This window comes from Acinetobacter sp. BZX-2 (genome assembly GCF_055179795.1).
In genome coordinates this window covers 3,336,825-3,359,098 of sequence record NZ_CM143686.1, presented here as the reverse complement: position 1 = coordinate 3,359,098, position 22,274 = coordinate 3,336,825, and the positions used below count along the sequence as shown (strand labels likewise).

Below are 22,274 nucleotides of genomic sequence, written 5' to 3'. Positions count from 1 at the left end.
ATCATTCTATAGGAGAATTAAAATGATGATTTCTCAAAAAATGCTGATGGGGTTACTGTTTAGCAGCATTTTACTAGCAGGGTGTGGGGATGATGATTCAGATACTCAGCATTCTGTCACTCAGCCATCCGTTCCTAAAACAGAGCATCAAGGGCGTTTGGTGATTGCAAATGCCGATAATGAAAGACCATTGCTTTCTGTATATGATTTAAATGATAAAAAGAATATCAATACAATCGCTCTCAGCACCGCACCTGCCGCGATGTATAGCAGTCCACAATCGCGTTTTGCTGTTTTATTAAGCCGTAATGAGGGTATTGTTCAGTTTGCAGATAGTGGTATTTTCCTCAAAGATAATAAATTGCAGATCAATACGCCACATTTACTCACCTATCAATTTAAGGGCGCTAAACCTACACATTTCCGTAGTTTTAATGGGCAAGCTGCGATTTTTTATGATGGGAGCGAAACAGAAACTTCTAAATTTGACTATTTTAATGATCTTGCCATTGAGAAACAGTCAATTGCCACTCAGCAACTGCCTGTAAAGCATCATGGTGTTGCAGAGCCTCGTGGGAATTATGTTTTAAGTACATATTTACCCAAAGATTCTAATATTTTAAGTATGGTCAAAAGCTATGAACTGCATGGAGACCATTTTCATGAAGAACAAACTTTGCTTAATCCATGTGACAAATTACATGGTGCAGGATCAACTGCAAATTATACGGCCTTTGGATGTCTAGATGGCGTATTAGTGGTTGAGCAAAATGGTAATCAATTTACTGACAAAAAAATCTCAATTGATCAACGTATTACAACGATCGTTGGACATGAAAAGTTAAATCAATTGGTTGGATTTGCCACAGGCACAGGGGGCATGTTTATCATTGACCCTAAAAATTTAAATGCAATGAATGTTGATTGGGCTAAAGGCACTAAAGAAAGTGATGGTATAACACCTGTTAAGCGTTTACAGCATGTGATGAATGCGACTGGAAAATATTTTGTTATTTTAGATAGTGTAGGAACATTACATATCATTGATACAGGGAATTGGAGTGTGGTTGGGAAACTCAATGTGATTGAAAATCCAGTCGCTACTGAGTTAGCCAAAAGCCGTTTGGTAGTCAATGCTGCCTCTGAAAGCATTTTTATCAATGATACAAATACAAAGAAAATTCTTGAAATTGATTTGAAAACACCAAAAATCCTACAAAGCATTCAACTCACAGATGTCCCCAATACATTCACTTGGGTTGGTAGTCTTAGCAAGTAAAGTAACTTTATTGAGTTAAATGATGATTTAAAAACCTATGAATTTTCGTAGGTTTTTATTTTATTGCTTGGTTTTTTATTGCTTGGTCTTTATTGTTTGGCAGAATAGGGCGTGAAAAGAATTTTAAAGCTGACCAATAACAACAACCCACCAACACCGCAATTACATAAAAATACCAAGTTGAAACCCATTCCGATATTGAGGTGGGAAGTGATCCTATAAAAACCAAATAACCGATGATCGTGACGATGAGCCACATCAATAGTGAACCGATCATAATTGTAAAAAAGTTGAGCCAAGATCGGCGTGCAAGTAAGATTGAAATAGCATAAGCAATAGGCATCACAATCACACAATAAAGCATATAAATGATCAGGCTAATTCCACACACAGTGAGGATAGATTTCATGCTAAATTCATGATTTATCAAAATAAATAAAATAACGAGGAAGAGCTGAATAAAAATCGGTGCAAAAAATAAAGCTTTTAAAATGATTTTGTTATTATATTGATTCATGGCTTAAAACAACAAAGAGATAAAACATGATGAAAGCATGCATGACAACGATTATTTTAGCTACACTTATTTGTTCCACATTTGCTTATGCAGGTGATCAAAATAGTTCACCTGATGCTTATAGCCAATGTGTTGACCAAACCATTCAAAAATTAGATTTGGGCAATATTAATAATGCGGTGGTGGAATTTTGCAGTCAGAAAACCAAAGCTATGTATGAAAAACAGATTGTCGCTTTGTTAGATCAAATCAAGCAACAAAGTGAAAAATATCAGCAGCCTGAGCGCTATAAAGATATTATGAAATCACAACAACTTTGGAAAAACTATGTAGACCAAGAGTGCAAAAATGCAGGTGCTTATATAGGTTCTCCGATGTATGCATTTTGTCCGATGAAAGAATATGGTGCAAGAGTTGAGCAACTCGCTGAATATTCTCAATAAAAATCAGTAAGTGAGAATGTAGTTGAAATACTGATAAATCTAAGATAGATAATAGATACACCTTATCATCACAACATCGTATAATCACGCACCTCAAAAGTGCAAAAGCAAAGGACTGTCGTGTTTCATACGCAACTTGAATGGTTAAATACCTTAAAACCAAATTTTAAAGTCTTACCGCTCAAAGAACGATTACTTTGTGGTATTGGGGCTTTACTTGGTTTAGCAATATCATCATTAATCAGTTGGTATGTTCTTGGTGATTTAAATGCATGGTATATCGCACCAATGGGCGCTTCATCGGTATTGTTATTTGCAGTGCCAGCCAGTCCATTAGCACAGCCGTGGAATATGGTGGTTGGAAATACGATTGCAGGTATTATTGGCGTGACTTGCGCGATGTATATTCCCAATTTAACAGAAGCTTTTAGTGTTGCTGTTGCATTGGCAATCTTTTTGATGATGACCACTGACTCACTGCATCCACCCAGCGGAGCTGTGGCGATTACAGCCGTATTAGGCGGAGAATCTGTCCATCAACTGGGTTATCACTTCATTTTTTATCCAGTGCTTTTAAATTCAATCCTACTTTTAGTGGTTGCGATTATTTTTAACCGCTTATTGGGTAAGCAATACCCGCAAGTTGCACAGCTGAATACGCGTTCTAAAGATCCAACGCCTACACAGAAAGTGACGATTCAACCACAAGATATTCACGATGTTTTAGAGCATCAAACAGAGTTATTAGATATCAGTGAGTATGATTTACAAAAAATTATTTTAGAAGCGCAAGAAAAAGCCAATGCAAGGGCGGTGAATCAATATCTTTGCCAAGATATTATGACCAAGGATGTGATTTGTCTATTGGAGCAAGAAGAGATTCAAGACGCGTTGATTAAATTTAAACAGATCAATTTAATGAGTCTTCCTGTGATCAATACGGAGCATCAATTGGTCGGTACACTTGCACTTTATGAGGTAGTGGAATGGTTTAAACGTACCGCGGATCCAAGAGCGCCATGGCAACATCTTGTGAAGCAAATTATGGATCGTAAGGTCGTAACAGTTCAGCCTACTCAACCGATACAAGATTTGGTGCCTTACTTTGTTGAGCGTTCATTTAACTATATCCCAGTGGTTGAAAACCAGAAATTGGTGGGAATTATTAGCCGAGCAGACATGATTGCAGTCATGCAACAACAGCTGAATCGAGCAACGCATCCGATTTAATGTTGAGACGATTTACCACATAGAAAAATTTAGACATAAAAAAAGCTACGTCAGTTTGGGGGAACTGGCGTAGCAGAAAAGGAAAATCAACTTAGTATTAAAATCGACTCAGTATTAAAATTAATTATCGTGTTTTTTCATCAATCACTGTTCGAACTGGATGTTGATAGCTTTGCGGGCCATCTAATCGAAGTTCTTGCTTTGGAATAAGTAACCAAAGTACTAAATACACAATAATTCCTGGGAAAGCGGCACTCAAACACGATACCAAAATAAAAATGATACGTAATAATGTGACATTCCAACCAAAACGTTCAGCAATACCGCCCATTACACCGGCGATCATGTTATGTCGGCTAGAACGATATAAACCAGAATTGGCCATCAAAGTCTCCTTAAGTTTAAAAAAAGCTGCAACATCATTATTGATGTTTATCGCATAATTATTAAATGGTGATCGTGTGAATTTATTAAAGGGGAATGTGCAATTTATTTGTAAATATTATGTAAACTTTTGTGAATTCATGGATTTGTTTAAAACATTCAGCTTTAAAGTTGCTTGTACTTTTTTATACTTTTGTAAAAAATGAATGGAGATGATTTCGTCAATTGAAACAACACAATAATATACTCATATTCACAATCAAAATTTGATATGTATTTATTCAGCATAATGTGGTTTTGGGTTCATGTATTTAAATTTAAATAAAGTAGGATTTTGCAGAATACTAAGCATGAGTATTTGTTTGGTATTGGTTGCTTGTGATTCACAAGATTCTATTGATCAAGAACAATCTACAGATGCTCAAAAGACCTTAAATAAAGCCGAACAAGATCAGTCTGAACAACATGCAGATGCTGCAAAAAAATTAACTGAAGTTGCAGGGCAAGCAACTTTACCTGCTGCTTCAGAACGCAGAGGTCTGGACGCAGAACCGCTACCTGCAAAAGCAGAGTCATTTGTAGGACGCTATCATACTCAAATGAGTTGTGAAGATCGTTTTGCCCATTGTGAAACAGGGCGTGCTGAATTTATTGTCAATCTACTTGCAGATGGAACAGCACATCGCAATATTGTGTATATGGGGAAAATGACCTATGAAAACAATGAAATAAAACCGAATCGCTCATATCAAAAAAATACATGGGTTTATGATGAAGTGAACCATGAAATTGTTATCAACCGCATAGAAGGGATACAGTTTTTCTATAAAGTTGATGCAGATCGTAATTTGGTGATGGATTTAGATAAAATTTTAAACAGTAGTGAAAACAATAGGCTTTATTTCAGTCAAAATCCTGTACCAGCTAAAGCTTATGTCTTAAAAAAGCTGAACAATTAGCGTGTCTTGAATCATGCCAACTTTGAAAATTAACATAAGTTTTAAATTGGTCTTTAGGTAGAGATCCAAATACATCGATATTGAATGATTTTTATTCACTATATTCTATGCTGTGTTCTCCATAAAGTTAGAAGATTCAAGCTATTATTATAATTGAACTAGAAAAACAATTAAAAATGAATAAATTATGGTTTTTTATTGGCTTCAATAAATCATCTATTTCTGGTGCTAGTATCAATCCAATTTTACTCATGTGATTTTACTGTATGCAAAATCAGACGCCTGAAAAGGCAAGTACTGCAATATTGACTCTAGCTGCATTGGGTGTGGTTTTTGGTGATATTGGAACCAGCCCACTCTATGCGCTCAAAGAAAGTTTTCATGCAACACATGGTATGCCTATTAATGAAATCAATATCTTGGGGATTTTGTCATTAATTTTTTGGACCATTACGCTCATTGTGTCGCTGAAGTATGTCATGGTGATCATGCGCGCAGACAATAATGGGGAAGGTGGAATCATGGCGTTATTGGCCTTGAATCTTCGTCAAAAAGGCTTATCAAATAGAACAAAAATTATTATTACAGCTTTGGGTTTTACGGGTGCATCTTTATTTTTTGGTGATGGGATCATTACCCCAGCGATGTCAGTACTCTCTGCGGTCGAAGGTTTGTCTGTTGCGACGCCGACATTGTCAAAATTTATTTTGCCAATCAGTATTGGCATTTTAACAGCTTTGTTTTTAGTACAAAGACATGGTTCAGCCATCATGGGGAAATTTTTTGGCCCAATTACTTTAGTGTGGTTTCTAGCCATAGGTAGCTTAGGGGTGATGAGTATTGTTCAAAGTCCTTCAATTTTGGCTTTTTTAAGCCCACATTGGGGAATTTCATTTATTCTCACCAATCCAGTCATTTCTTTTTTTGTGATGGGTGCTGTTGTACTGACCGTTACAGGTGGTGAGGCACTTTACGCCGATATGGGACATTTTGGTGTTTTACCGATTCGTCTAGGTTGGTTTTTTATAGTCCTTCCTTGTTTGGTTTTAAATTATGCAGGACAAGGGGCTTTACTGCTTAGAGATCCTTCTGCAATTTCCAACCCATTCTATTTATTGGTTCCTTCATTGTTGCTTTACCCAATGATTGTACTTGCAACAGCTGCCGCGGTTATTGCATCACAAGCGTTAATCAGTGGCGTGTTCTCCATGGCAAAACAAGCCATCCAATTGGGATATTTGCCACGTTTAACGGTATTGCATACTTCTGAGTCGGAAGTGGGGCAAATTTATATTCCATTGTTGAACTGGCTTTTGTTTATCTCGATTATCGTGGTGGTTCTACTCTTTAAAACCAGTAGTCATTTAGCAGGAGCGTATGGGTTAGCGGTAACTGTCACCATGTTTTGTGACACGCTCTTGGTCGGTTTCTTGGCTTATAGTTACTGGAAATGGCAGACATGGAAACTTGTTTTATTTATTGTTCCATTCATTATCATTGACTTAGTGCTTTTAAGCTCGAATATGCTCAAATTCTTTATTGGCGGGTGGATGCCAGTATTGGTTGCGACAGTGGTCTTCACTTTGATGATGATCTGGAAGAATGGTAAGGCTACATTACAAGCTAAATTGCAGAGTGATACCTTACAGCTAGAGACCTTTATTCAATATTTAGGTGACAGTTTAAATAAAGTGTCCGGAACAGCTGTATTTCTGACAGGTTCACCAAACGTTGTACCGCATGCGCTTTTACATAATTTAAAGCACAATAAAATTCTTCACGAACGAAATATATTGGTGACTGTTGATGTTCAAGACGTACCTTATGTATCTGATGATGCAAGATATGATGTTGAAATATTAGATAAAGATTTCTTTCGTATTCATTTGAAATATGGTTTTAAAGAGCAGCCCAATATCCCAGCAGTGCTTGAAACCATTTTCAATGCCTATGGTTTTGAGTTTAATTTGATGGAAATCAGTTTCTTTGTTTCGCGTGAAAGAATTATCTCGAAGCAACAAAAGCTTCTAGCAAAATGGAGAGAGCAGGTATTTTCGACGATGCATAAAAATACCAGTCCAATTAGTGATTTTTATCAGATTCCTTCCAATCGGGTGGTTGAAATTGGTAGTCAGATAGAAATTTAAAGAATAAGTAGTGAGCATAAAAATGCCAGCGTTTTAGGACGCTGGCATCCAATCTCAGTTTAAATTTGGCTGAAACTTGATTGTAAATTTAAGCAGATAGGTTCTCCATTTTATCGAGCAAAACGGATACATCTATAAATCTTTATCTAAACCGTGTTCAACAGCAAAGACAGCAGCCTGAACACGGCTATTCAGTTCGAGTTTACGTAATACATTTTGTACGTGGACTTTAACTGTAGATTCGGCAACATTCATAGATCGAGCAATAATTTTATTACTGGCCCCTTTGGTAAGCCAGTGTAGGGTTTCTTTTTCACGTTGTGTTAAATAGGTCAACGCCGTTTCTTCTTTGACAATGATTGGGTTGCGGAGTTGAGAAATCAATTTTGTTGTCATTTCTGGTGAAAGTACATTGTCCCCATCGATTGCTTTATAAATTCCATCAATTAAAAATCGGGTTTCAATATTTTTAAGTAAATAACCACGTGCACCTAGACGCATACATTCAGTTAAATCGACGGCATCTTCCGAAACGGTGAGAATTAGAATTACCAAATCAGGATAGCTATTGAGTAATTGAGGTAGGGCCTCTAAGCCATTCATGATAGGCATATCTAAATCTAATAAAACAATATCTGGGTGTAATTGCTCAGCGAGTTTAATCCCACTGAGTCCATCAGTCGCTTCACCAATGACATTAAAATTTTCTTCTTGTTCTAATAAAAAACGTAAGCCTGTTCGGAATAAAGTATGATCATCGATCAATAAAATATTAATAATTGGCATGATTTCCCTCTAACTGACTAACTGATTGTTATGATTTATTGTGGCTTCAATACATGTACCTTGGTTCAAAATAGAATTTATTTTTAAATGCCCACCAATCTGATGAATACGTTCTTGCATGATAGATAAGCCTATATGATGTCCTTGGTGCTCTTTACTCAATTGAGTGTCAAATCCAATTCCATTGTCTTGAATTTTTAAAAATATTTCTTGGCTATTCTTAAAGTGAACTGTAACTAAACTCGCTGAAGCGTGCTTACGGATATTGGAAAGCGCTTCTTGTAAAATAAAAATCAACTGTAATTGCTGTTGTGGTGATAAATCAACACCAGAGGATTGATAAGTAAAATTGACCTGAGTTTGAGTTTGATTTTTAAAACGCTCAATGACTGAAAAAAGAATATCTTGAAAGGATTCTTGCGCTAGTTTTAAACGGAAATTATTGAGTAATTCTCGAATATCTTCATAGCACTGCTGTAATCCAGTATGTAAAAAGTCTAAATGCTGTTCAACTTTATCATATTGCTGTTTTTTCCAAACTTGATTTAACATTTGGTGTTGCATGTTCATAAATGAGAGTGACTGTGCAATGCTGTCGTGTAAACCTTGGGCCATAATATTGCGTTCTTCTAACACAGCATATTGTTTTTCTTTTAAAATGAGTCTGTTATTTTCAATAGCGGTAGCCAATTGATTACATAGCAATTGGATCAATGAGGTATTGCTATCCGTTTGAGCCGAAGGACTTTCAAAATATAGGGTTAATAATCCCAAAGTTTGTTCACGTAATCGGATGTGATACACCATTAAATGATCCATTCCCAATTTTTTACATAAATATTTTTGATTATCTTGTTGTAAAAGATCGATTTTAAGATCTGATTGATTGAGTGCCTGACCACATAAACAAGCTGTTGTTTCGACACAAGCTGGGTTTTGTAGCAAAACATCAGGAACATTTATACTTTGTATGGTCCACATTTGTGAACCTTGTTGATTCAACAGGCGAATACTACTGGTCTTGGCATGGGCTAGTGCAGTAATTTTTTCTAGAAATAAATTGAGTGTTTGCTCATTATATGGATTTTTATGTAAAAAATCCGTCATTTCATACAAGGTTGTGAGTTTGTCATTGCTGAGTTTAAGATCAATGGTTTTTTGCGTTACTTTGTCTTCTAAGTGTTGATATAGATCCTGAAGGCTAGTAACCATTTGATTAAAACCATTGGAAACTTGGTGAAACTCATCATTGGTTTGAATATTTAACCGCGTGTCTAATTCTCCTTTTTTAATTTTTTCAAAGCCTAGACTGAGTCGAGATAAAGGTTGTATCACTAAACGATTGAGTAAAAATAAGGATAGAAATGCGGATACAATTGCCATCAGCATCAATAAAATTTGAGCGATACGCATGATCTGTATATTTAAAGTATTTTGTTTTTCAATACTTTTGACCAAATTATCGATGTGTTGAATAAACAACATCGTGTCGGGTACTAAATTGAGTTGGGTATTGAGATCAGATTCTGCCGCTAAGATTTTAATTTTATATTTAGAAAATTCGTATTTGACTTGATTTAATTGCGATAAATATTGGTTATTTGAGTGAAACCAATAGGTTTGTGTTTCGAGTAATGACAAGTGTTTGAGTTTACTTTCAAACAATTGAATTTCTTGAGGTAGCTTTGTCGTCTGTTTAGCCTGCACCAAAGCGACCATGTAATAAGCCTGCTTTCGCAAACTACCAGCCTCATTGATCGCAATACCTCGGTCTTCCAACTTCCATATAATATTTAAAGTTAATCCGACAAAGAATAAGGCACCGACTAACCAAATAATAATTGCAAATTTAAGTTTGTTAGAAATGCTGTTGAAATATTTTTTTAACATGCTCATTTTCTTACTGGATTATTGTATAGATGACCAGAACGACCGCCTTGTTTTTCTAGCAATTGAACATCACTAATTTTCATATTTTTATCGACGGCTTTAAGCATATCATATATGCAAAGTAAACCGACATTGACTGCACATAACGCTTCCATTTCTACCCCTGTTTGTCCACATGTTTCAGTTGTTACGATCATATGAATGGCCGATTTTTTTTCATCGACATCAATATCCACAGAGACATGAGTCAAAGCAAGGGGATGACATAAGGGGATCAGTAAAGCAGTTTGCTTACTTGCTAAAATGGCTGCAACGCGAGCAATTCCAAGCACATCACCTTTTTTGTTATTGCCTTGTAAAACACAAGCTAAAGCCTGCTCCGAAATAAAAATTGTACCTGTAGCAATAGCAATACGCTTATTTATAGGTTTCCCACTGATATCAACCATGTGAGCTTGACCAGCTTGATCAAAATGTGTGAGTTGATTTTGAGACATGATGATTCTCCCTACTTTTGTTGATGTTACTACACCAAAGTTGGGGGTGAATATCGGTCAAAGTGATTATTGTTGATGAGAAACCCACAGTCTAAGCTAGAAAGGATAGTAAGACGATTGGTGGGTACAGACATGATTTATATTCAATATTTTGGACCATTGGCGACAGAACTAGGAACACGGACTGAATCATTACCGTGGGAAAATGGTGGAACAACTGAATCACTGCTGCAATTACTTCGTTCTCGTAATTCACGTTGGGGAACGGCTTTAGCTGAAGATAAAGTATTTAAATTGGTCGTTCAAAAACAGATTTGTCATCAAATTACGACTATTCCCGATGGGGCGGAAGTGGCTATTTTACCTCCTGTAACTGGAGGGTAGCTCGTGAGTATCATTATCCAGATTGAACCTGAAGTACTCAATATCAATGAATATACAGACCTCGCGATGCTGTTTAATCATGATCAAGGCGCGCAAGTCACTTTTACTGGATTTGTCCGTCAGCATGATTATGTCGAACCCATCACTCATTTGTATATCGAACACTATCCACAAGTTACTGAAAATGAAATTAAAAGTATAGTTGAGAAAGCACAGCAAAAATGGTTATTGAGTGCAATCGTTGTTGTGCATCGTGTTGGGAAGATTGCTGTTGGTGAGCCCATCGTTTGGGTCATGACGCAATCTAAACATCGTTTAGATGCTTACGCAGCAAATGAATTTATTATGGATTATTTAAAGACATCTGCACCTTTTTGGAAGCAAGAGCATTTTGAAAATGGAGAATCTCACTGGGTTGCGGCGAAGAAAAGTGATCAAAATAAAATAAAAAAATGGAGTATGTCATTATGAGTTTAGGCGGTTTAGTTTTGGCAGGTGGTTTAGGCAGCCGCATGGGGTATAAAAATAAAGGCCTAATGCCTTTTGGAGATGAATATCTGATTGACCCTGTTATTCAAGTTCTAAAAAATCAATGTGACTACGTTGCAATCAGTGCAAATCAAGATATCGAGCAATATCAGCAAAAAGGCTTGGATGTCTGGTCAGATCACGAGCCATGGTTAGGGTTGGGGCCTTTGGGAGGCGTTTATAGCAGTGCTAGTCAGTTTCCAGCAGATATTGATACGATTCAAGTTGTGCCTTGTGACTCTCCATTTATCAGTGAACAGGTCATTGCAACACTCTCTCAACAGTTAAATCTTCAATCTGCTCATGTCGTTTATGCCAAATCAGCGAATCAAATTTACCCTGTCATTTTTCAATTTAAACGACAGGTTTTAGCAAAGCTCGAACAATACTTGATCACTCAATCAAAGCATAGTATTCGACAATGGTTACATCTGATGCAGGCCGTCGCTATTGATTTTGAAGATGATTCCCAATTTATAAATATAAATGATTTTCAAACATTGCAGCATTACTTAGCTTAGGAACGATCAATATGAGTTTAATTTCCTATGATCAGGCACTAGAAAAATTATTACCTCAACTCTCTATAAATAAGCAAATTGAACTTGTTCCTTTATTGCAAGCTCAAGGTCGAATATTGGCAAAGGATATTGTTGCAACGCAAGATTCTCCTGCATTTGATAATAGTGCCATGGATGGTTATGCGATTTGTGGCTTAAATGAATCGGTATGGCAATTGGTTGCATATATTACAGCAGGTGATTCAACTCAAAATTTAGTTTTACAGCGCGGTCAAGCTGTTCGGATTTTTACTGGGGCAGCTATTCCAAAAGGTACTGAAGCAGTGCTGACTCAAGAAGAGGTTGATGTGATTGATGATTATGTCAGTACGAGCAGTCACATCAAAGCGCAGCAGCATATCCGTTTTTGTGCAGAAGAATATAAACAAGGTACGGTACTGATTGCCGCACAGCGTGTATTAAATGCAACTCATATCGGTATTGCTGCAAGTCAAGGGTATACCGAATTTCCATGCTATCAAAAATTAAAAGTTTGTGTATTTTCGAGCGGTAATGAATTACAAGCATTGGGCAAAAAATTACAAGAAAATCAAATTTATGATTCTAATCGACCGTTGCTGATGTCTTTACTCAAACAGAACCAATTCCTTGAAGTGAGTGATGGCGGTTTGCTACCTGATCAACAAGATTTGATTCAACAATCGCTTGCACAAGCAGCAAATCAAAATGATGTGGTTTTGATTTCAGGTGGGGCATCTGTTGGAGACAAAGACTACAGTATCGCTGCTTTACAATGTTTAGGTTCAATACAGCAGTGGAAACTAGCAATTAAACCCGGAAAACCCTTTGGCTGGGGGCGAATTAATCAAGCTCAAGTATTTGTATTGCCAGGAAATCCTGTGGCATGTTGGGTGACCTATTTGATTGTTGCATTGCCTGCTTTAAAAATATTGGCGGGTCTCACGAATAAACAAGCATTGCCTATGCTGTTACAGGCCAAAGCGCAATTTAGTATAGATCGGCCTCAGCGTCGGCAACAATTTTTACGTGGTCAGTTGGCAGTCGAATTTGGTCAACTTCATGCAAAGATTCATTCATCACAAAGTAGCGCCATGCTTGCCAATTGTGGTTCGAGTAATGCACTTGTCATAGTACCTGCACAGCAAACAGTTCGTGAGGGACAATCCATTCAGGTTATTTATTTAAAAGAAGTTTAGGAGGGGATTATGGAAACTGTAAAAATTGGCTTAGTCTCAGTAAGTGATCGTGCTTTTAATGGTATTTATGAAGATTTAGGTATTCCAGCATTAAAAGACTGGTTAACAGCTGCCTTGAAAAATCCATTTTTCTGTGTTGAGCGACTAATTCCAGATGAACAAGCACTGATCGAAAAGGTTTTAATCGATTTGGTTGATAATCAAAAATGTGACCTAATTTTGACTACAGGTGGAACAGGTCCTTTTCCTCGAGATGTTACACCAGATGCGACTTTGAATATTGCAGATCGTGTCATTCCCGGGTTTGGCGAACAAATGCGTCAAGTCAGTTTATATTTTGTACCAACAGCAATTTTGTCTCGGCAAGAAGGGGTTATTCGTAAAAATAGTTTAATTTTAAATTTACCTGGCCGCCCAAAGGCTATAGCAGAAACGCTTTCGGGGGTTAAAGATGCAGATGGAAAGACAATTGTGCATGGTATTTTTTCAGCTGTGCCGTTATGCATAGATGCAATTGGAGGGCCATATATAGAGACTCATCACAATATTTCTGAAACGTTTAGACCTAAAAATTTTTAATTGATTGTTATCATAAAACTGCATGATGAAGCACACACCATTATTCTAAGTTTGAGTTTGATCTAAAGCGCAATAAAAGCGACGTATTCAGGTGTTTTTGAATCTGAATACGTTATTTGTAAGATGTTGTATTGAAAGTTTGGTTTTTGAATTAGCCACCTGTTATCGACATAATCCGAATCATTTTATTTGGCTTTTCATTAAACTCATGTTTTAACGGTTTTAGATCAATCGCCTGTTGAATTGCTGCCTGTAACGCTGCATCACTGGCATTGGCCTTGAGTAAGGGTGCAAGAGCATACTGATGATCCTGACCAAGACACATATATAATGTGCCATCCACTGCAAGACGTACCCGATTGCAACTTGAACAAAAGTGTTGAGAACGGGGAGTAATATAACCCATCAGGAATGAACCATCTTGATTTTGCCAATAGCGTGCAGGGCCACCCCCATAGTTATCTTCAGCAGGTTTTAAATTAAACTTTTGATTAATGCGTTCGATGATGGGTTGTAGATTGACATAATCATATTGCTGGGCTGTTGCGCCCATAGGCATCAATTCAATTAATCTTAAGATAAAACCATTATTGAGACAGAGTTCGGCCATGTCATCGATCTCATGTTCATTGATGCCTGCAAGCGGTACCATATTGATTTTGATCTGTTTGAAGTTTGCTTCTTTGGCAGCTTTCAAACCAGCCATGATTTTTTCTTGTGCATCAAAACCAACAATTTTTTGCACTGTATATTGTGTTAAAGAATCTAGACTAATATTCAGTCGATCCAAACCTGCCTGACGTAAATCATGTGCATAATGCTGTAACTGAGTGGCATTGGTACTCAATGATAGGTCATCTACACCTTCAATTTGTTTGAGTCTGCGCACCAATTCAACCACGTTTTTACGCAATAAAGGCTCACCACCTGTCAACCGAAACCGTCGCGTCCCCATATTTGCAAACTGACGGACAATACGCTCAATTTCATCAAAATTGAGCCAATGACTGGGTTTTTCAAACTCGGTAAAGCCCTTGGGAATACAATAGGTACAGCGCAAATCACAGCGGTCTGTAATTGAAATTCGTAGGTAGTCGATAGTACGTCCATAAGCATCTACTAGCATGGTCAACTCATGAATAAATAAAGCTAATCATTCATTATAACCTAATGATTTAGCGCTAGTAGTTCATCAGAAGTAGAGCATTGATCTAGTTATAAAGGGGGAGATGAAAGGGTGCATTAAACTTCAACTTTAGAGTGAAATTGTCCACAAACAGGACAGTCTGGATTTTGCACAAGTTGTAGTTCATAGGTGGAAAAATTCAATGCTTCAAATTGCCACATTTTTCCAATGGATGATGCAGCAAAACCAATCAGTAGTTTGAGCACCTCAGCAGCTTGTGCCGCACCAACTATATGCACTAATGGAGAGAACACACCATTATTGGTACAGCGTCGATCTTCTGTTTTTAGCAGTGGAAATAGGCAGGCATAGCAAGGCGAATGAGATTGCCGTACATCAAAGACGCTGAGTTGCCCACTAAATTGAATCGCAGATGCACTGACTAAAGGCACATGACGTTGTACTGCATATTGATTAATCAGATGGCGAGTGGCTGAGTTGTCAGTACAGTCCACAATGACATCACAAGTCGGTAAATAGTGTTCTAATAATACGGCTGTGATTTTGCTATGAATGGCTTGAATGCTAATCTCTTGGTTACGTTGTTGTAGATATTCTGCCAAGACTTCAACTTTGGTACGTCCGATATCATTAAGACGAAAAGCAAACTGACGCTGTAAATTACTCTGCTCAATGATATCGTGATCGCAAAGGATCAGTTGCCCAATACCTGCACCTGCAAGTATCGGTGCGCAGGCATTGCCTAAACCGCCACAGCCAATGAGCAGAACTCTTGCCTGATTGAGTTTTTCTTGTCCATCAATATCAATTTCATTGAGCAGGATATGACGGCTATAGTGCATAAGCTGTGTTTCATTCATACAATCACTCTTGCGTATTATGCGAAATAAATTACCCAGCGAGTTGTATCACTGGGTAATAGAATGTGTGTACAAATTAACGACGACGACGGCGTACCAACTGTGGGCTGCGGATCAGGTAGGTTACTGAACCAAAACCGCTCCATACATGGACTAGACGTGTAAATGGGAAAATAATAAATAAACTCATCCCCATAAACATATGCAGTTTAAATAACCAACTGGCATGTACGATATAAGATGCGGCATCACCCTGGAAAGTCACGATATGCTGTGCCCAAGTCATCAGTAAGACCATTTCATGCCCATCGGTATGTTGTGCTGAAACAAAAATCGTAGATAAACCAAGTAATAATGTGACAAAAATCCAGATGAGTACCAGCTTATCACGCCATGTGGTATTGGCACTTAAGCGATCTGAGCTAAAGCGACGGATCATCAGGATCACTAAGCCGATCAGACAGATCGTCCCCATGATGCCACCTGCTGCCATGGCGAAGATTTGCTTTGTACCGTGGGCAATACTCAAATAGTCCCATACAGCAACGGGTGTGAGTAAACCAAATAAATGTCCAAAAAATAGCCCTAGAATCCCCACATGGAATAGAATGCTACCCAGTCGTAATTGACCACGATGCAAGAGCTGGCTGGATTCACTTTTCCAACTATATTGATCTCGATCAAAGCGAATCAAGCTACCCAGCAAAAAGATACTCAGGGCGATATATGGGTAAATTCCAAAAATAAATTGATGTATGGTATCCATTATTTCACTCCCATATTTTCATCTACTGAGCGTCGTGGAGAAATTTTGACGATCTGGACATCGTCTACTTTCATTGTAGGTTTTAATAAAGGTTCAACACCGTCCGCTGTTGGACCGAACATTTCTAAAGCTTCGTCCATATCACGTACTGGTGCGACAGTTAAGGCTTGTGGTTCGACCGTTGCGAGGCTAATCAGTAGATCAAATACACTGGCATATATGGATTGATGTTCATGTAGTTTTTCAGCAACATAATGAATGACATGCACAGCCTCATTCAATAAATGTGTTGCTTGTTCTGCCTCTTGCAAAGACAAAAATTCTAAAAATAAAGGCAGATAGTCAGGCAGTTCATAGCCTTGAGGTTCGAACCCTTGTTGCTGGTATTCATGCAATAGATTGACCATTGCATCACCACGATCACGATTTTCACCATGTAAATGCTCAAATAGATGCAAAGAATGGTTAGGGCTGCGATCAAATGTCGCAACATAGTTTTCTTGTACTGTGATGAGATCAGTATCAGCGATATAGCGTAATAATATACTGAGCTCTTCTTGCCATTTTGAGTATTGTGCTAATTGCGGCAGTATCTCTTGATCTACGGCTGCTTGTAGCTCAGCCGATGGATAGGTCAATAAGGCAGAAAATAATCGATATGCATTCATTATTTTTTCTCCTCTCGTGCTCTAAAGAAGATCGTTGGAGATGCTTTATTTTGACCAAAGAGGCTGGCTTCAGATGCACCATCTGAGCAGCCATTGCCAAAGGTAAATCCACATGCACCTTTGTCAGCAAAGGTATCTTCAGCATATTCTTTATGTGAGGTTGGAATGACGAACCGATCTTCATAGTTGGCAATCGCCATGATCTGATACATTTCTTCGATTTGTTCACCAGTCAGATGCGAGCCTTGCAGAATTTCATCAACACTGATATTCGGCTGGGGTACATTCTTTTGGCGCATATATCGACGCATGGTGAGCATGGTTTCTAGCGCATCCAGTACAGGTTCTTCTTTTCCTGCGGTGAGTAGATTGGCGAGATATTGCAAAGGAATGCGCAAATCTTTGACATCAGGAATCAGACCGTGTTTGCCAATCACACCACTCTCAACAGCAGACTGAATTGGTGATAGTGGTGGAATGTACCAAACCATTGGTAGAGTACGATATTCAGGATGGAGTGGGAAAGCAACTTTCCATTCCATCGCCATACGATATACGGGTGAGTTCTGTGCTGCATCCACCCAGGATTGAGGAATACCTTGTTTTAACGCTTCAGCTTGAATTGCAGGATCATTTGGATCTAGGAATACATCAAGCTGTGCCTGATAGAGATCTTGTTCATCTTCTGTACTTGCTGCTTGTTCAATTTTATCAGCATCATAGAGTAGGACACCAAGATAGCGAATACGACCGACACAACTTTCTGAACAGATGGTTGGTTCGCCTGCCTCAATACGTGGGTAGCAGAATACGCATTTTTCTGCCTTACCACTGGTCCAGTTATAATAGATTTTTTTGTATGGACAGCCAGACACGCACATCCGCCAGCCACGACATTTGTCCTGGTCGATGAGGACGATCCCATCTTCCTCACGCTTATAGATCGAACCCGATGGGCAAGAGGCGATACATGCAGGATTTAAGCAATGTTCGCACAGACGTGGCAGATACATCATGAAGGTATTTTCAAATGTAGAGTACATTTCTTTTTGAATACCTTCAAATAACTCATCTTTGGCACGCTGGTGGAATTCACCACCTAAATCATCTTCCCAGTTTGGTCCCCAATGGATTTTATCCATTTTTTTGCCTGTAATGATCGATACAGGACGTGCTGTTGGTGGTGTTGGCATCTCAGGAGCATTCTGTAAATGCTCATAATCATAGGTAAATGGCTCGTAGTATTGGTCAATACTTGGCAAGTTAGGGTTGGCAAAAATATTTGCCAAAATTTTTAACTTACTGCCTTGTTTTAGTTCCAGTTTACCATTGGATTTACGAATCCAGCCACCTTTATGGATATTCTGGTTTTCCCACTGCTTTGGATAGCCAATCCCTGGTTTGGTTTCGACATTGTTAAACCATGCATATTCGACACCATCACGGCTCGTCCATACATTTTTACAGGTAATTGAACAAGTATGGCAGCCTATGCATTTATCAAGGTTTAGCACCATACCAATTTGTGCTCTGATTTTCATATCACTTTCCTTATCTTGAGCTTAGGCGTCTTGTTGGGTATTACCTGACACAGGCGTATCCATCCAATCAATTTTGGTCATTTTACGAATGATGACGAATTCATCACGATTTGTGCCTACTGTACCGTAGTAGTTAAATCCCCACGCCAGTTGGGCATAACCACCGATCATGTGGGTCGGTTTTAATACCGTTCTCGTCACTGAATTATGAATACCGCCACGCTTACCTGAGACTTGCGCACCTGGGACATTGATGATTTTTTCCTGAGCGTGGTACATCAGAATCATGGTCTCTGGGACACGTTGACTGACGATGACGCGTGCAGTAATCGTTCCATTGATGTTGAAGACTTCAACCCAGTCATTGTCAACGATCCCTGCTTTTTGAGCATCAATCTCAGAAATCCATACATGTGGACCGCCTCGAGATAGGGTCAACATACGAATGTTGTCAGAGTAAGTACTGTGGATACCCCATTTTTGGTGCGGTGTAATGAAATTGAGAACAATCTCTTTTTCACCATTTGGATAATGTCCCAACACTTTGGCAGTCGTCTTGAGATCAACCGCGGGTTTGTAGACACAGAACCCTTCACCAAATCCACGCATCCACTGGTGATCTTGGTAGAATTGCTGACGACCTGTAATGGTACGCCAAGGAATGAGTTCATGGACGTTGGTATAACCTGCGTTATAACTGACTTCTTCACTTTCTAGCCCTGACCATGTTGGTGAGGAGATGATTTTACGAGGCTGTGCCTGTACATCACGGAATCGAATTGAGTCATGCTCACGTGGTAGTGCCAAATGGGTATGGTCAATACCGGTCGCTTCTGATAACGCAGCCCATGCTTTGACCGCCACATGACCATTGGTTTCAGGTGCTAAGGTCAAAATCATCTCAGCAGCATCAATGGCTGTATTGAGTTTTGGCAGACCTTTGGCAATCCCTGTGTTATGAATCTTGTTAATGCCACGTAAGATATCTACTTCATGCTTGGTTTCCCAATCAATCCCTTTACCACCATTACCAATTTTTTCCAGTAGTGGTCCGATTGCGGTGTATTTATCATAGATCGCACCATAGTCACGTTCGACTACGGTCATGGCTGGCATAGTTTTGCCTGGAATCGGTTCACATTCACCTTTTTTCCAGTCTTTGGCATCAAAAGGTTGACCTAATTCTTGTGGGGTATCATGCATCAATGGGGTCAAGACGATATCTTGTTGTACGCCGAGATAGTCTTTAGAGAGTTCAGAGAATTTCTTCGCCAAGCCTTTATAGATTTCCCAATCCGATTTACTTTCCCAAAGTGGCTGTACGGCTTCACTGAGTGGGTGAATGAATGGGTGCATATCGGAGGTATTTAGATCATCTTTTTCATACCAAGTTGCCGTTGGTAGCACGATGTCGGCATAGAGACATGTGGTGGACATACGGAAGTCAAGTACGGTGAGTAAATCTAGTTTACCTTCGGCGGCAGGGCGTACCGTGATTTCCTGTGGCTTAATACAGTCTCCTTCATCGCACATCAAAGCATTTTGTGTACCAAGTAAGTATTTTAAGAAATATTCATGTCCTTTGCCGGATGAGCCCAAAATATTTGAACGCCACACAAAAAGGTTACGTGGGAAATTGGCTGGATTGTCAGGATCATTACATGACATATCAATGCTGCCATTTTTCAGCCCATCAACAGTATAGGTCACTGCATCTTTACCCTGTGCCTTGGCATCTTTGGTAATTTGGATCGGATTGACCGAAAGCTGCGGTGCTGATGGTAACCATCCCATGCGCTCAGATTTTGCATTATAGTCAATCATCGACATATTACTGAGCTCATGTCCTTGTGTTGGTGCAAGGATTTCATCCATACCCAGTTTTTCATGACGCCATTGACTAGTATGCGCATAGAAGAAGGATGTACCATTCATCAGGCGAGGTGGGCGCTGCCAGTCAAGAGCAAAGGCAAGCGGTGCCCAGCCTGTTTGTGGACGTAATTTTTCTTGTCCAACATAGTGACACCATCCACCACCTGATTGACCGACACAACCACACATCATTAGCATATTGATAATGCCACGATAGGACATATCCATGTGATACCAGTGATTGAGACCTGCACCAACGATCACCATGGATTTACCATGACTGTCATGGGCATTTTGTGCAAATTCATGTGCTACACGGATGACCTTGTCCGCAGGAACACCTGTATGTTTTTCCTGCCAAGTCGGTGTATATGGCACATCATCGGTATAATTGGATGCAACATTGCCACCACCAAGACCACGATCGATACCATAGTTGGCAATGGATAGGTCAAATACTGTGGCGACATAGCAGGTTTCACCATTTTCCAGTTGAATTTTCTTCACTGGAACTTTACGAATCATGACATCATTGGCATCTGTTCCACCAAAGTAGTCAAATGCGACATCAATCACGTCGTCATGATGATTAATCAAGCTCAGTTGTGCTTTGATGACGGTGCTATCACTGCGTTCATCTTTGAGATTCCATTTGCCTTTTTCACCCCAGCGGAAACCAACTGAGCCTTTTGGTGCAGCAAGTTCGCCTGTATTTTCATCAATGACGAGGGTTTTCCATTCTGGATTATTATTTTCATTAAAGTCGTTGTTTAATTGGCTGGCACGTAGGTAATACCCTGGCGTGTAGCTATCATTCTTTGCATTCAACATCACAAGAACAGGCATGTCGGTGAGACGACGGCAGTAATCAGTGAAATAATCTGATGGATTGTTTAAATGGAATTCTTTAAGAATGACATGACCCATTGCCATGGCTAAGGCAGCATCGGTACCTTGCTTTGGTGCGAGCCAAATATCACTGAATTTGACCATTTCGCCGTAGTCAGCGGAAACGGCAACAGTTTTTGTCCCCTTGTAGCGGACTTCTGTATAGAAATGTGCATCGGGTGTACGTGTCATCGGGACATTCGAGCCCCACACCATCAGGAATGTTGAGTTGTACCAATCTGCGGATTCGGCAACATCCGTTTGTTCACCCCAGACTTGAGGGCTTGATGGAGGCAAGTCGCAATACCAATCATAGAATGATAGGGGAACACCACCAATCAGGCTGAGATAACGTGTACCTGCAGCATAGCTGACCATTGACATTGCAGGGATGGGTGAGAAACCAAACACACGATCAGGGCCATAAGTCTTGATAGTATAGGCATTCGCTGCGGCGATGAGTTCATAAGTTTCATCCCATGAGCTACGTACAAAACCACCTAGACCACGTTTGGACTTATAGGATTTGCTGAGTTCAGGATCACTGGTGATGTAATCCCAGGCTGTAATTGGATCACGTGTCTTACGTACTTCACGCCATAACTTGGCAAGCTGTCCACGCATCATTGGATATTTGACACGTTGAGCAGAGTAGACATACCAACTATAAGATGCACCACGAGGGCAGCCACGTGGTTCATGATTAGGTAAATCAGGACGAGTACGTGGATAATTGGTTTGTTGAAGTTCCCAGGTAATCAGCCCACTTTTAACAAAGACTTTCCAACTACACGAACCTGTACAGTTGACGCCGTGCGTAGAGCGCACGATCTTGTCATGGCTCCAGCGGTTGCGATATGCTTGTTCCCAAGCTCGGCTTTCATTCGTGACACTGCCATGACCATCTGAGAAGGTCTCGGTTGTATGACTCAAAAAGTTTAAACGATCTAAAAAGTGACTCATGAAACTCTCCGTCTATCACGGGTCTGTGGTTATGAAGTCATTGTACAAATTGACAAAATAATCAACTATTGGTCAGAGGTAGCGTTATGAATAGGTATAACTAATCACTTTGGTGGAGGGTGAATAGTTCTTTTGAAAAAAGAAGCACCTTACAAATCTATAAGGTGCTTGTTGGAAAAAAGAAAATGTGTAGTTTTAGTATGTTAGT

The 22,274-nt window shown here is 39.2% G+C and carries 21 protein-coding genes; 10 read left to right on the top strand and 11 right to left on the bottom strand.

All coding sequences use genetic code 11. The features are described from left to right. Window positions 1-22: 22 nt before the first annotated feature. A complete protein-coding gene (locus tag ACY45D_RS15745) occupies window positions 23-1,279 on the top strand; it encodes a hypothetical protein (protein WP_463107562.1) in 1,257 nt (418 codons plus the stop codon). Window positions 1,280-1,334: 55 nt separating this feature from the next. Here ACY45D_RS15745 and ACY45D_RS15740 read toward each other — a convergent pair whose 3' ends face one another. Beyond that, on the bottom strand, window positions 1,335-1,688 hold the full coding sequence (locus ACY45D_RS15740) for a hypothetical protein (RefSeq protein WP_463107561.1): 354 nt from the start codon (window positions 1,686-1,688) through the stop codon (window positions 1,335-1,337). 134 nt (window positions 1,689-1,822) lie between these two features. Here ACY45D_RS15740 and ACY45D_RS15735 point away from each other — a divergent pair, with 134 nt between their 5' ends. Both ACY45D_RS15735 and ACY45D_RS15730 read left to right on the top strand, forming a co-directional pair. Beyond that, window positions 1,823-2,239, top strand: coding sequence for a lysozyme inhibitor LprI family protein (locus ACY45D_RS15735; RefSeq protein WP_463107560.1), 417 nt, complete (start codon window positions 1,823-1,825; stop codon window positions 2,237-2,239). Between the two features lie 120 nt (window positions 2,240-2,359). Further along, window positions 2,360-3,469 (top strand): HPP family protein, encoded by a 1,110-nt coding sequence (locus tag ACY45D_RS15730; protein ID WP_463107559.1) that lies wholly within the window; start codon window positions 2,360-2,362, stop codon window positions 3,467-3,469. Between the two features lie 124 nt (window positions 3,470-3,593). Here the strand turns inward: ACY45D_RS15730 and ACY45D_RS15725 are convergent, their stop codons facing one another. Next, the gene (locus tag ACY45D_RS15725; protein WP_463107558.1) at window positions 3,594-3,854 is read right to left on the bottom strand and encodes a PspC domain-containing protein; all 261 of its coding nucleotides are present in this window, start codon (window positions 3,852-3,854) and stop codon (window positions 3,594-3,596) included. Between the two features lie 349 nt (window positions 3,855-4,203). Here ACY45D_RS15725 and ACY45D_RS15720 point away from each other — a divergent pair, with 349 nt between their 5' ends. Beyond that, window positions 4,204-4,812 (top strand): hypothetical protein, encoded by a 609-nt coding sequence (locus tag ACY45D_RS15720; protein WP_463107557.1) that lies wholly within the window; start codon window positions 4,204-4,206, stop codon window positions 4,810-4,812. A gap of 266 nt (window positions 4,813-5,078) precedes the next feature. Next, complete coding sequence (locus ACY45D_RS15715; RefSeq protein WP_463107556.1) at window positions 5,079-6,959, top strand: potassium transporter Kup; 1,881 nt, start codon at window positions 5,079-5,081, stop codon at window positions 6,957-6,959. A gap of 132 nt (window positions 6,960-7,091) precedes the next feature. Here ACY45D_RS15715 and ACY45D_RS15710 read toward each other — a convergent pair whose 3' ends face one another. Genes ACY45D_RS15710 through moaC form a run of 3 tightly spaced genes read right to left on the bottom strand, consistent with a single transcriptional unit; the run spans window position 7,092 to window position 10,132 of the window. Further along, a complete protein-coding gene (locus ACY45D_RS15710) occupies window positions 7,092-7,745 on the bottom strand; it encodes a response regulator (RefSeq protein ID WP_463107555.1) in 654 nt (217 codons plus the stop codon). A 9-nt stretch (window positions 7,746-7,754) separates the two neighbouring features. Beyond that, a complete protein-coding gene (locus tag ACY45D_RS15705) occupies window positions 7,755-9,635 on the bottom strand; it encodes a histidine kinase (protein ID WP_463107554.1) in 1,881 nt (626 codons plus the stop codon). Between the two features lie 2 nt (window positions 9,636-9,637). Continuing rightward, window positions 9,638-10,132 (bottom strand): cyclic pyranopterin monophosphate synthase MoaC, encoded by a 495-nt coding sequence (gene moaC / locus ACY45D_RS15700; RefSeq protein WP_463107553.1) that lies wholly within the window; start codon window positions 10,130-10,132, stop codon window positions 9,638-9,640. A 132-nt stretch (window positions 10,133-10,264) separates the two neighbouring features. Here moaC and ACY45D_RS15695 point away from each other — a divergent pair, with 132 nt between their 5' ends. Genes ACY45D_RS15695 through mog form a run of 5 tightly spaced genes read left to right on the top strand, consistent with a single transcriptional unit; the run spans window position 10,265 to window position 13,361 of the window. Beyond that, a complete protein-coding gene (locus ACY45D_RS15695) occupies window positions 10,265-10,516 on the top strand; it encodes a MoaD/ThiS family protein (protein WP_463107552.1) in 252 nt (83 codons plus the stop codon). Window positions 10,517-10,519: 3 nt separating this feature from the next. Further along, on the top strand, window positions 10,520-10,987 hold the full coding sequence (locus ACY45D_RS15690; protein WP_463107551.1) for a molybdenum cofactor biosynthesis protein MoaE: 468 nt from the start codon (window positions 10,520-10,522) through the stop codon (window positions 10,985-10,987). Further along, window positions 10,984-11,565, top strand: a complete 582-nt coding sequence (gene mobA, locus ACY45D_RS15685) for a molybdenum cofactor guanylyltransferase (RefSeq protein ID WP_463107550.1) — start codon at window positions 10,984-10,986, stop codon at window positions 11,563-11,565. Before ACY45D_RS15690 ends, mobA begins: the two co-directional genes overlap by 4 nt. Before the next feature lie 11 nt (window positions 11,566-11,576). Then, window positions 11,577-12,782, top strand: a complete 1,206-nt coding sequence (locus tag ACY45D_RS15680; protein WP_463107549.1) for a molybdopterin molybdotransferase MoeA — start codon at window positions 11,577-11,579, stop codon at window positions 12,780-12,782. 9 nt (window positions 12,783-12,791) lie between these two features. After that, window positions 12,792-13,361, top strand: a complete 570-nt coding sequence (mog, locus tag ACY45D_RS15675) for a molybdopterin adenylyltransferase (protein WP_463107548.1) — start codon at window positions 12,792-12,794, stop codon at window positions 13,359-13,361. A 151-nt stretch (window positions 13,362-13,512) separates the two neighbouring features. Here the strand turns inward: mog and moaA are convergent, their stop codons facing one another. From moaA to ACY45D_RS15645, 6 genes are all read right to left on the bottom strand, one after another. Beyond that, window positions 13,513-14,487 carry a GTP 3',8-cyclase MoaA gene (gene moaA, locus ACY45D_RS15670; protein WP_463107547.1) on the bottom strand — a complete coding sequence of 325 codons (975 nt, stop codon included), beginning with the start codon at window positions 14,485-14,487 and terminating at the stop codon, window positions 13,513-13,515. 116 nt (window positions 14,488-14,603) lie between these two features. Then, a complete protein-coding gene (locus ACY45D_RS15665; RefSeq protein ID WP_463107546.1) occupies window positions 14,604-15,368 on the bottom strand; it encodes a HesA/MoeB/ThiF family protein in 765 nt (254 codons plus the stop codon). 76 nt (window positions 15,369-15,444) lie between these two features. Beyond that, window positions 15,445-16,134, bottom strand: coding sequence for a respiratory nitrate reductase subunit gamma (narI, locus tag ACY45D_RS15660; protein WP_463107545.1), 690 nt, complete (start codon window positions 16,132-16,134; stop codon window positions 15,445-15,447). Then, a complete protein-coding gene (gene narJ / locus ACY45D_RS15655; RefSeq protein ID WP_463107544.1) occupies window positions 16,134-16,802 on the bottom strand; it encodes a nitrate reductase molybdenum cofactor assembly chaperone in 669 nt (222 codons plus the stop codon). The genes narI and narJ overlap by 1 nt, the downstream gene beginning before the upstream one ends. After that, window positions 16,802-18,343 (bottom strand): nitrate reductase subunit beta, encoded by a 1,542-nt coding sequence (gene narH, locus ACY45D_RS15650; RefSeq protein WP_463107543.1) that lies wholly within the window; start codon window positions 18,341-18,343, stop codon window positions 16,802-16,804. The genes narJ and narH overlap by 1 nt, the downstream gene beginning before the upstream one ends. Before the next feature lie 21 nt (window positions 18,344-18,364). Next, window positions 18,365-22,066 (bottom strand): nitrate reductase subunit alpha, encoded by a 3,702-nt coding sequence (locus ACY45D_RS15645; protein WP_463107542.1) that lies wholly within the window; start codon window positions 22,064-22,066, stop codon window positions 18,365-18,367. Window positions 22,067-22,274: the final 208 nt, after the last annotated feature.

What these genes read in the sequence shown, in the direction of transcription:
- ACY45D_RS15745 (WP_463107562.1), top strand. Translation starts at nt 23, where the DNA reads ATGATGATTTCTCAAAAAATGCTGATGGGGTTACTGTTTAGCAGCATT.
- ACY45D_RS15740 (WP_463107561.1), bottom strand. Translation starts at nt 1,688, where the DNA reads ATGAAATCTATCCTCACTGTGTGTGGAATTAGCCTGATCATTTATATG.
- ACY45D_RS15735 (WP_463107560.1), top strand. Translation starts at nt 1,823, where the DNA reads ATGATGAAAGCATGCATGACAACGATTATTTTAGCTACACTTATTTGT.
- ACY45D_RS15725 (WP_463107558.1), bottom strand. Translation starts at nt 3,854, where the DNA reads ATGGCCAATTCTGGTTTATATCGTTCTAGCCGACATAACATGATCGCC.
- ACY45D_RS15720 (WP_463107557.1), top strand. Translation starts at nt 4,204, where the DNA reads ATGAGTATTTGTTTGGTATTGGTTGCTTGTGATTCACAAGATTCTATT.
- ACY45D_RS15715 (WP_463107556.1), top strand. Translation starts at nt 5,079, where the DNA reads ATGCAAAATCAGACGCCTGAAAAGGCAAGTACTGCAATATTGACTCTA.
- ACY45D_RS15710 (WP_463107555.1), bottom strand. Translation starts at nt 7,745, where the DNA reads ATGCCAATTATTAATATTTTATTGATCGATGATCATACTTTATTCCGA.
- ACY45D_RS15705 (WP_463107554.1), bottom strand. Translation starts at nt 9,635, where the DNA reads ATGTTAAAAAAATATTTCAACAGCATTTCTAACAAACTTAAATTTGCA.
- moaC (WP_463107553.1), bottom strand. Translation starts at nt 10,132, where the DNA reads ATGTCTCAAAATCAACTCACACATTTTGATCAAGCTGGTCAAGCTCAC.
- ACY45D_RS15695 (WP_463107552.1), top strand. Translation starts at nt 10,265, where the DNA reads ATGATTTATATTCAATATTTTGGACCATTGGCGACAGAACTAGGAACA.
- mobA (WP_463107550.1), top strand. Translation starts at nt 10,984, where the DNA reads ATGAGTTTAGGCGGTTTAGTTTTGGCAGGTGGTTTAGGCAGCCGCATG.
- ACY45D_RS15680 (WP_463107549.1), top strand. Translation starts at nt 11,577, where the DNA reads ATGAGTTTAATTTCCTATGATCAGGCACTAGAAAAATTATTACCTCAA.
- mog (WP_463107548.1), top strand. Translation starts at nt 12,792, where the DNA reads ATGGAAACTGTAAAAATTGGCTTAGTCTCAGTAAGTGATCGTGCTTTT.
- moaA (WP_463107547.1), bottom strand. Translation starts at nt 14,487, where the DNA reads ATGCTAGTAGATGCTTATGGACGTACTATCGACTACCTACGAATTTCA.
- ACY45D_RS15665 (WP_463107546.1), bottom strand. Translation starts at nt 15,368, where the DNA reads ATGAATGAAACACAGCTTATGCACTATAGCCGTCATATCCTGCTCAAT.
- narI (WP_463107545.1), bottom strand. Translation starts at nt 16,134, where the DNA reads ATGGATACCATACATCAATTTATTTTTGGAATTTACCCATATATCGCC.
- narJ (WP_463107544.1), bottom strand. Translation starts at nt 16,802, where the DNA reads ATGAATGCATATCGATTATTTTCTGCCTTATTGACCTATCCATCGGCT.
- narH (WP_463107543.1), bottom strand. Translation starts at nt 18,343, where the DNA reads ATGAAAATCAGAGCACAAATTGGTATGGTGCTAAACCTTGATAAATGC.
- ACY45D_RS15645 (WP_463107542.1), bottom strand. Translation starts at nt 22,066, where the DNA reads ATGAGTCACTTTTTAGATCGTTTAAACTTTTTGAGTCATACAACCGAG.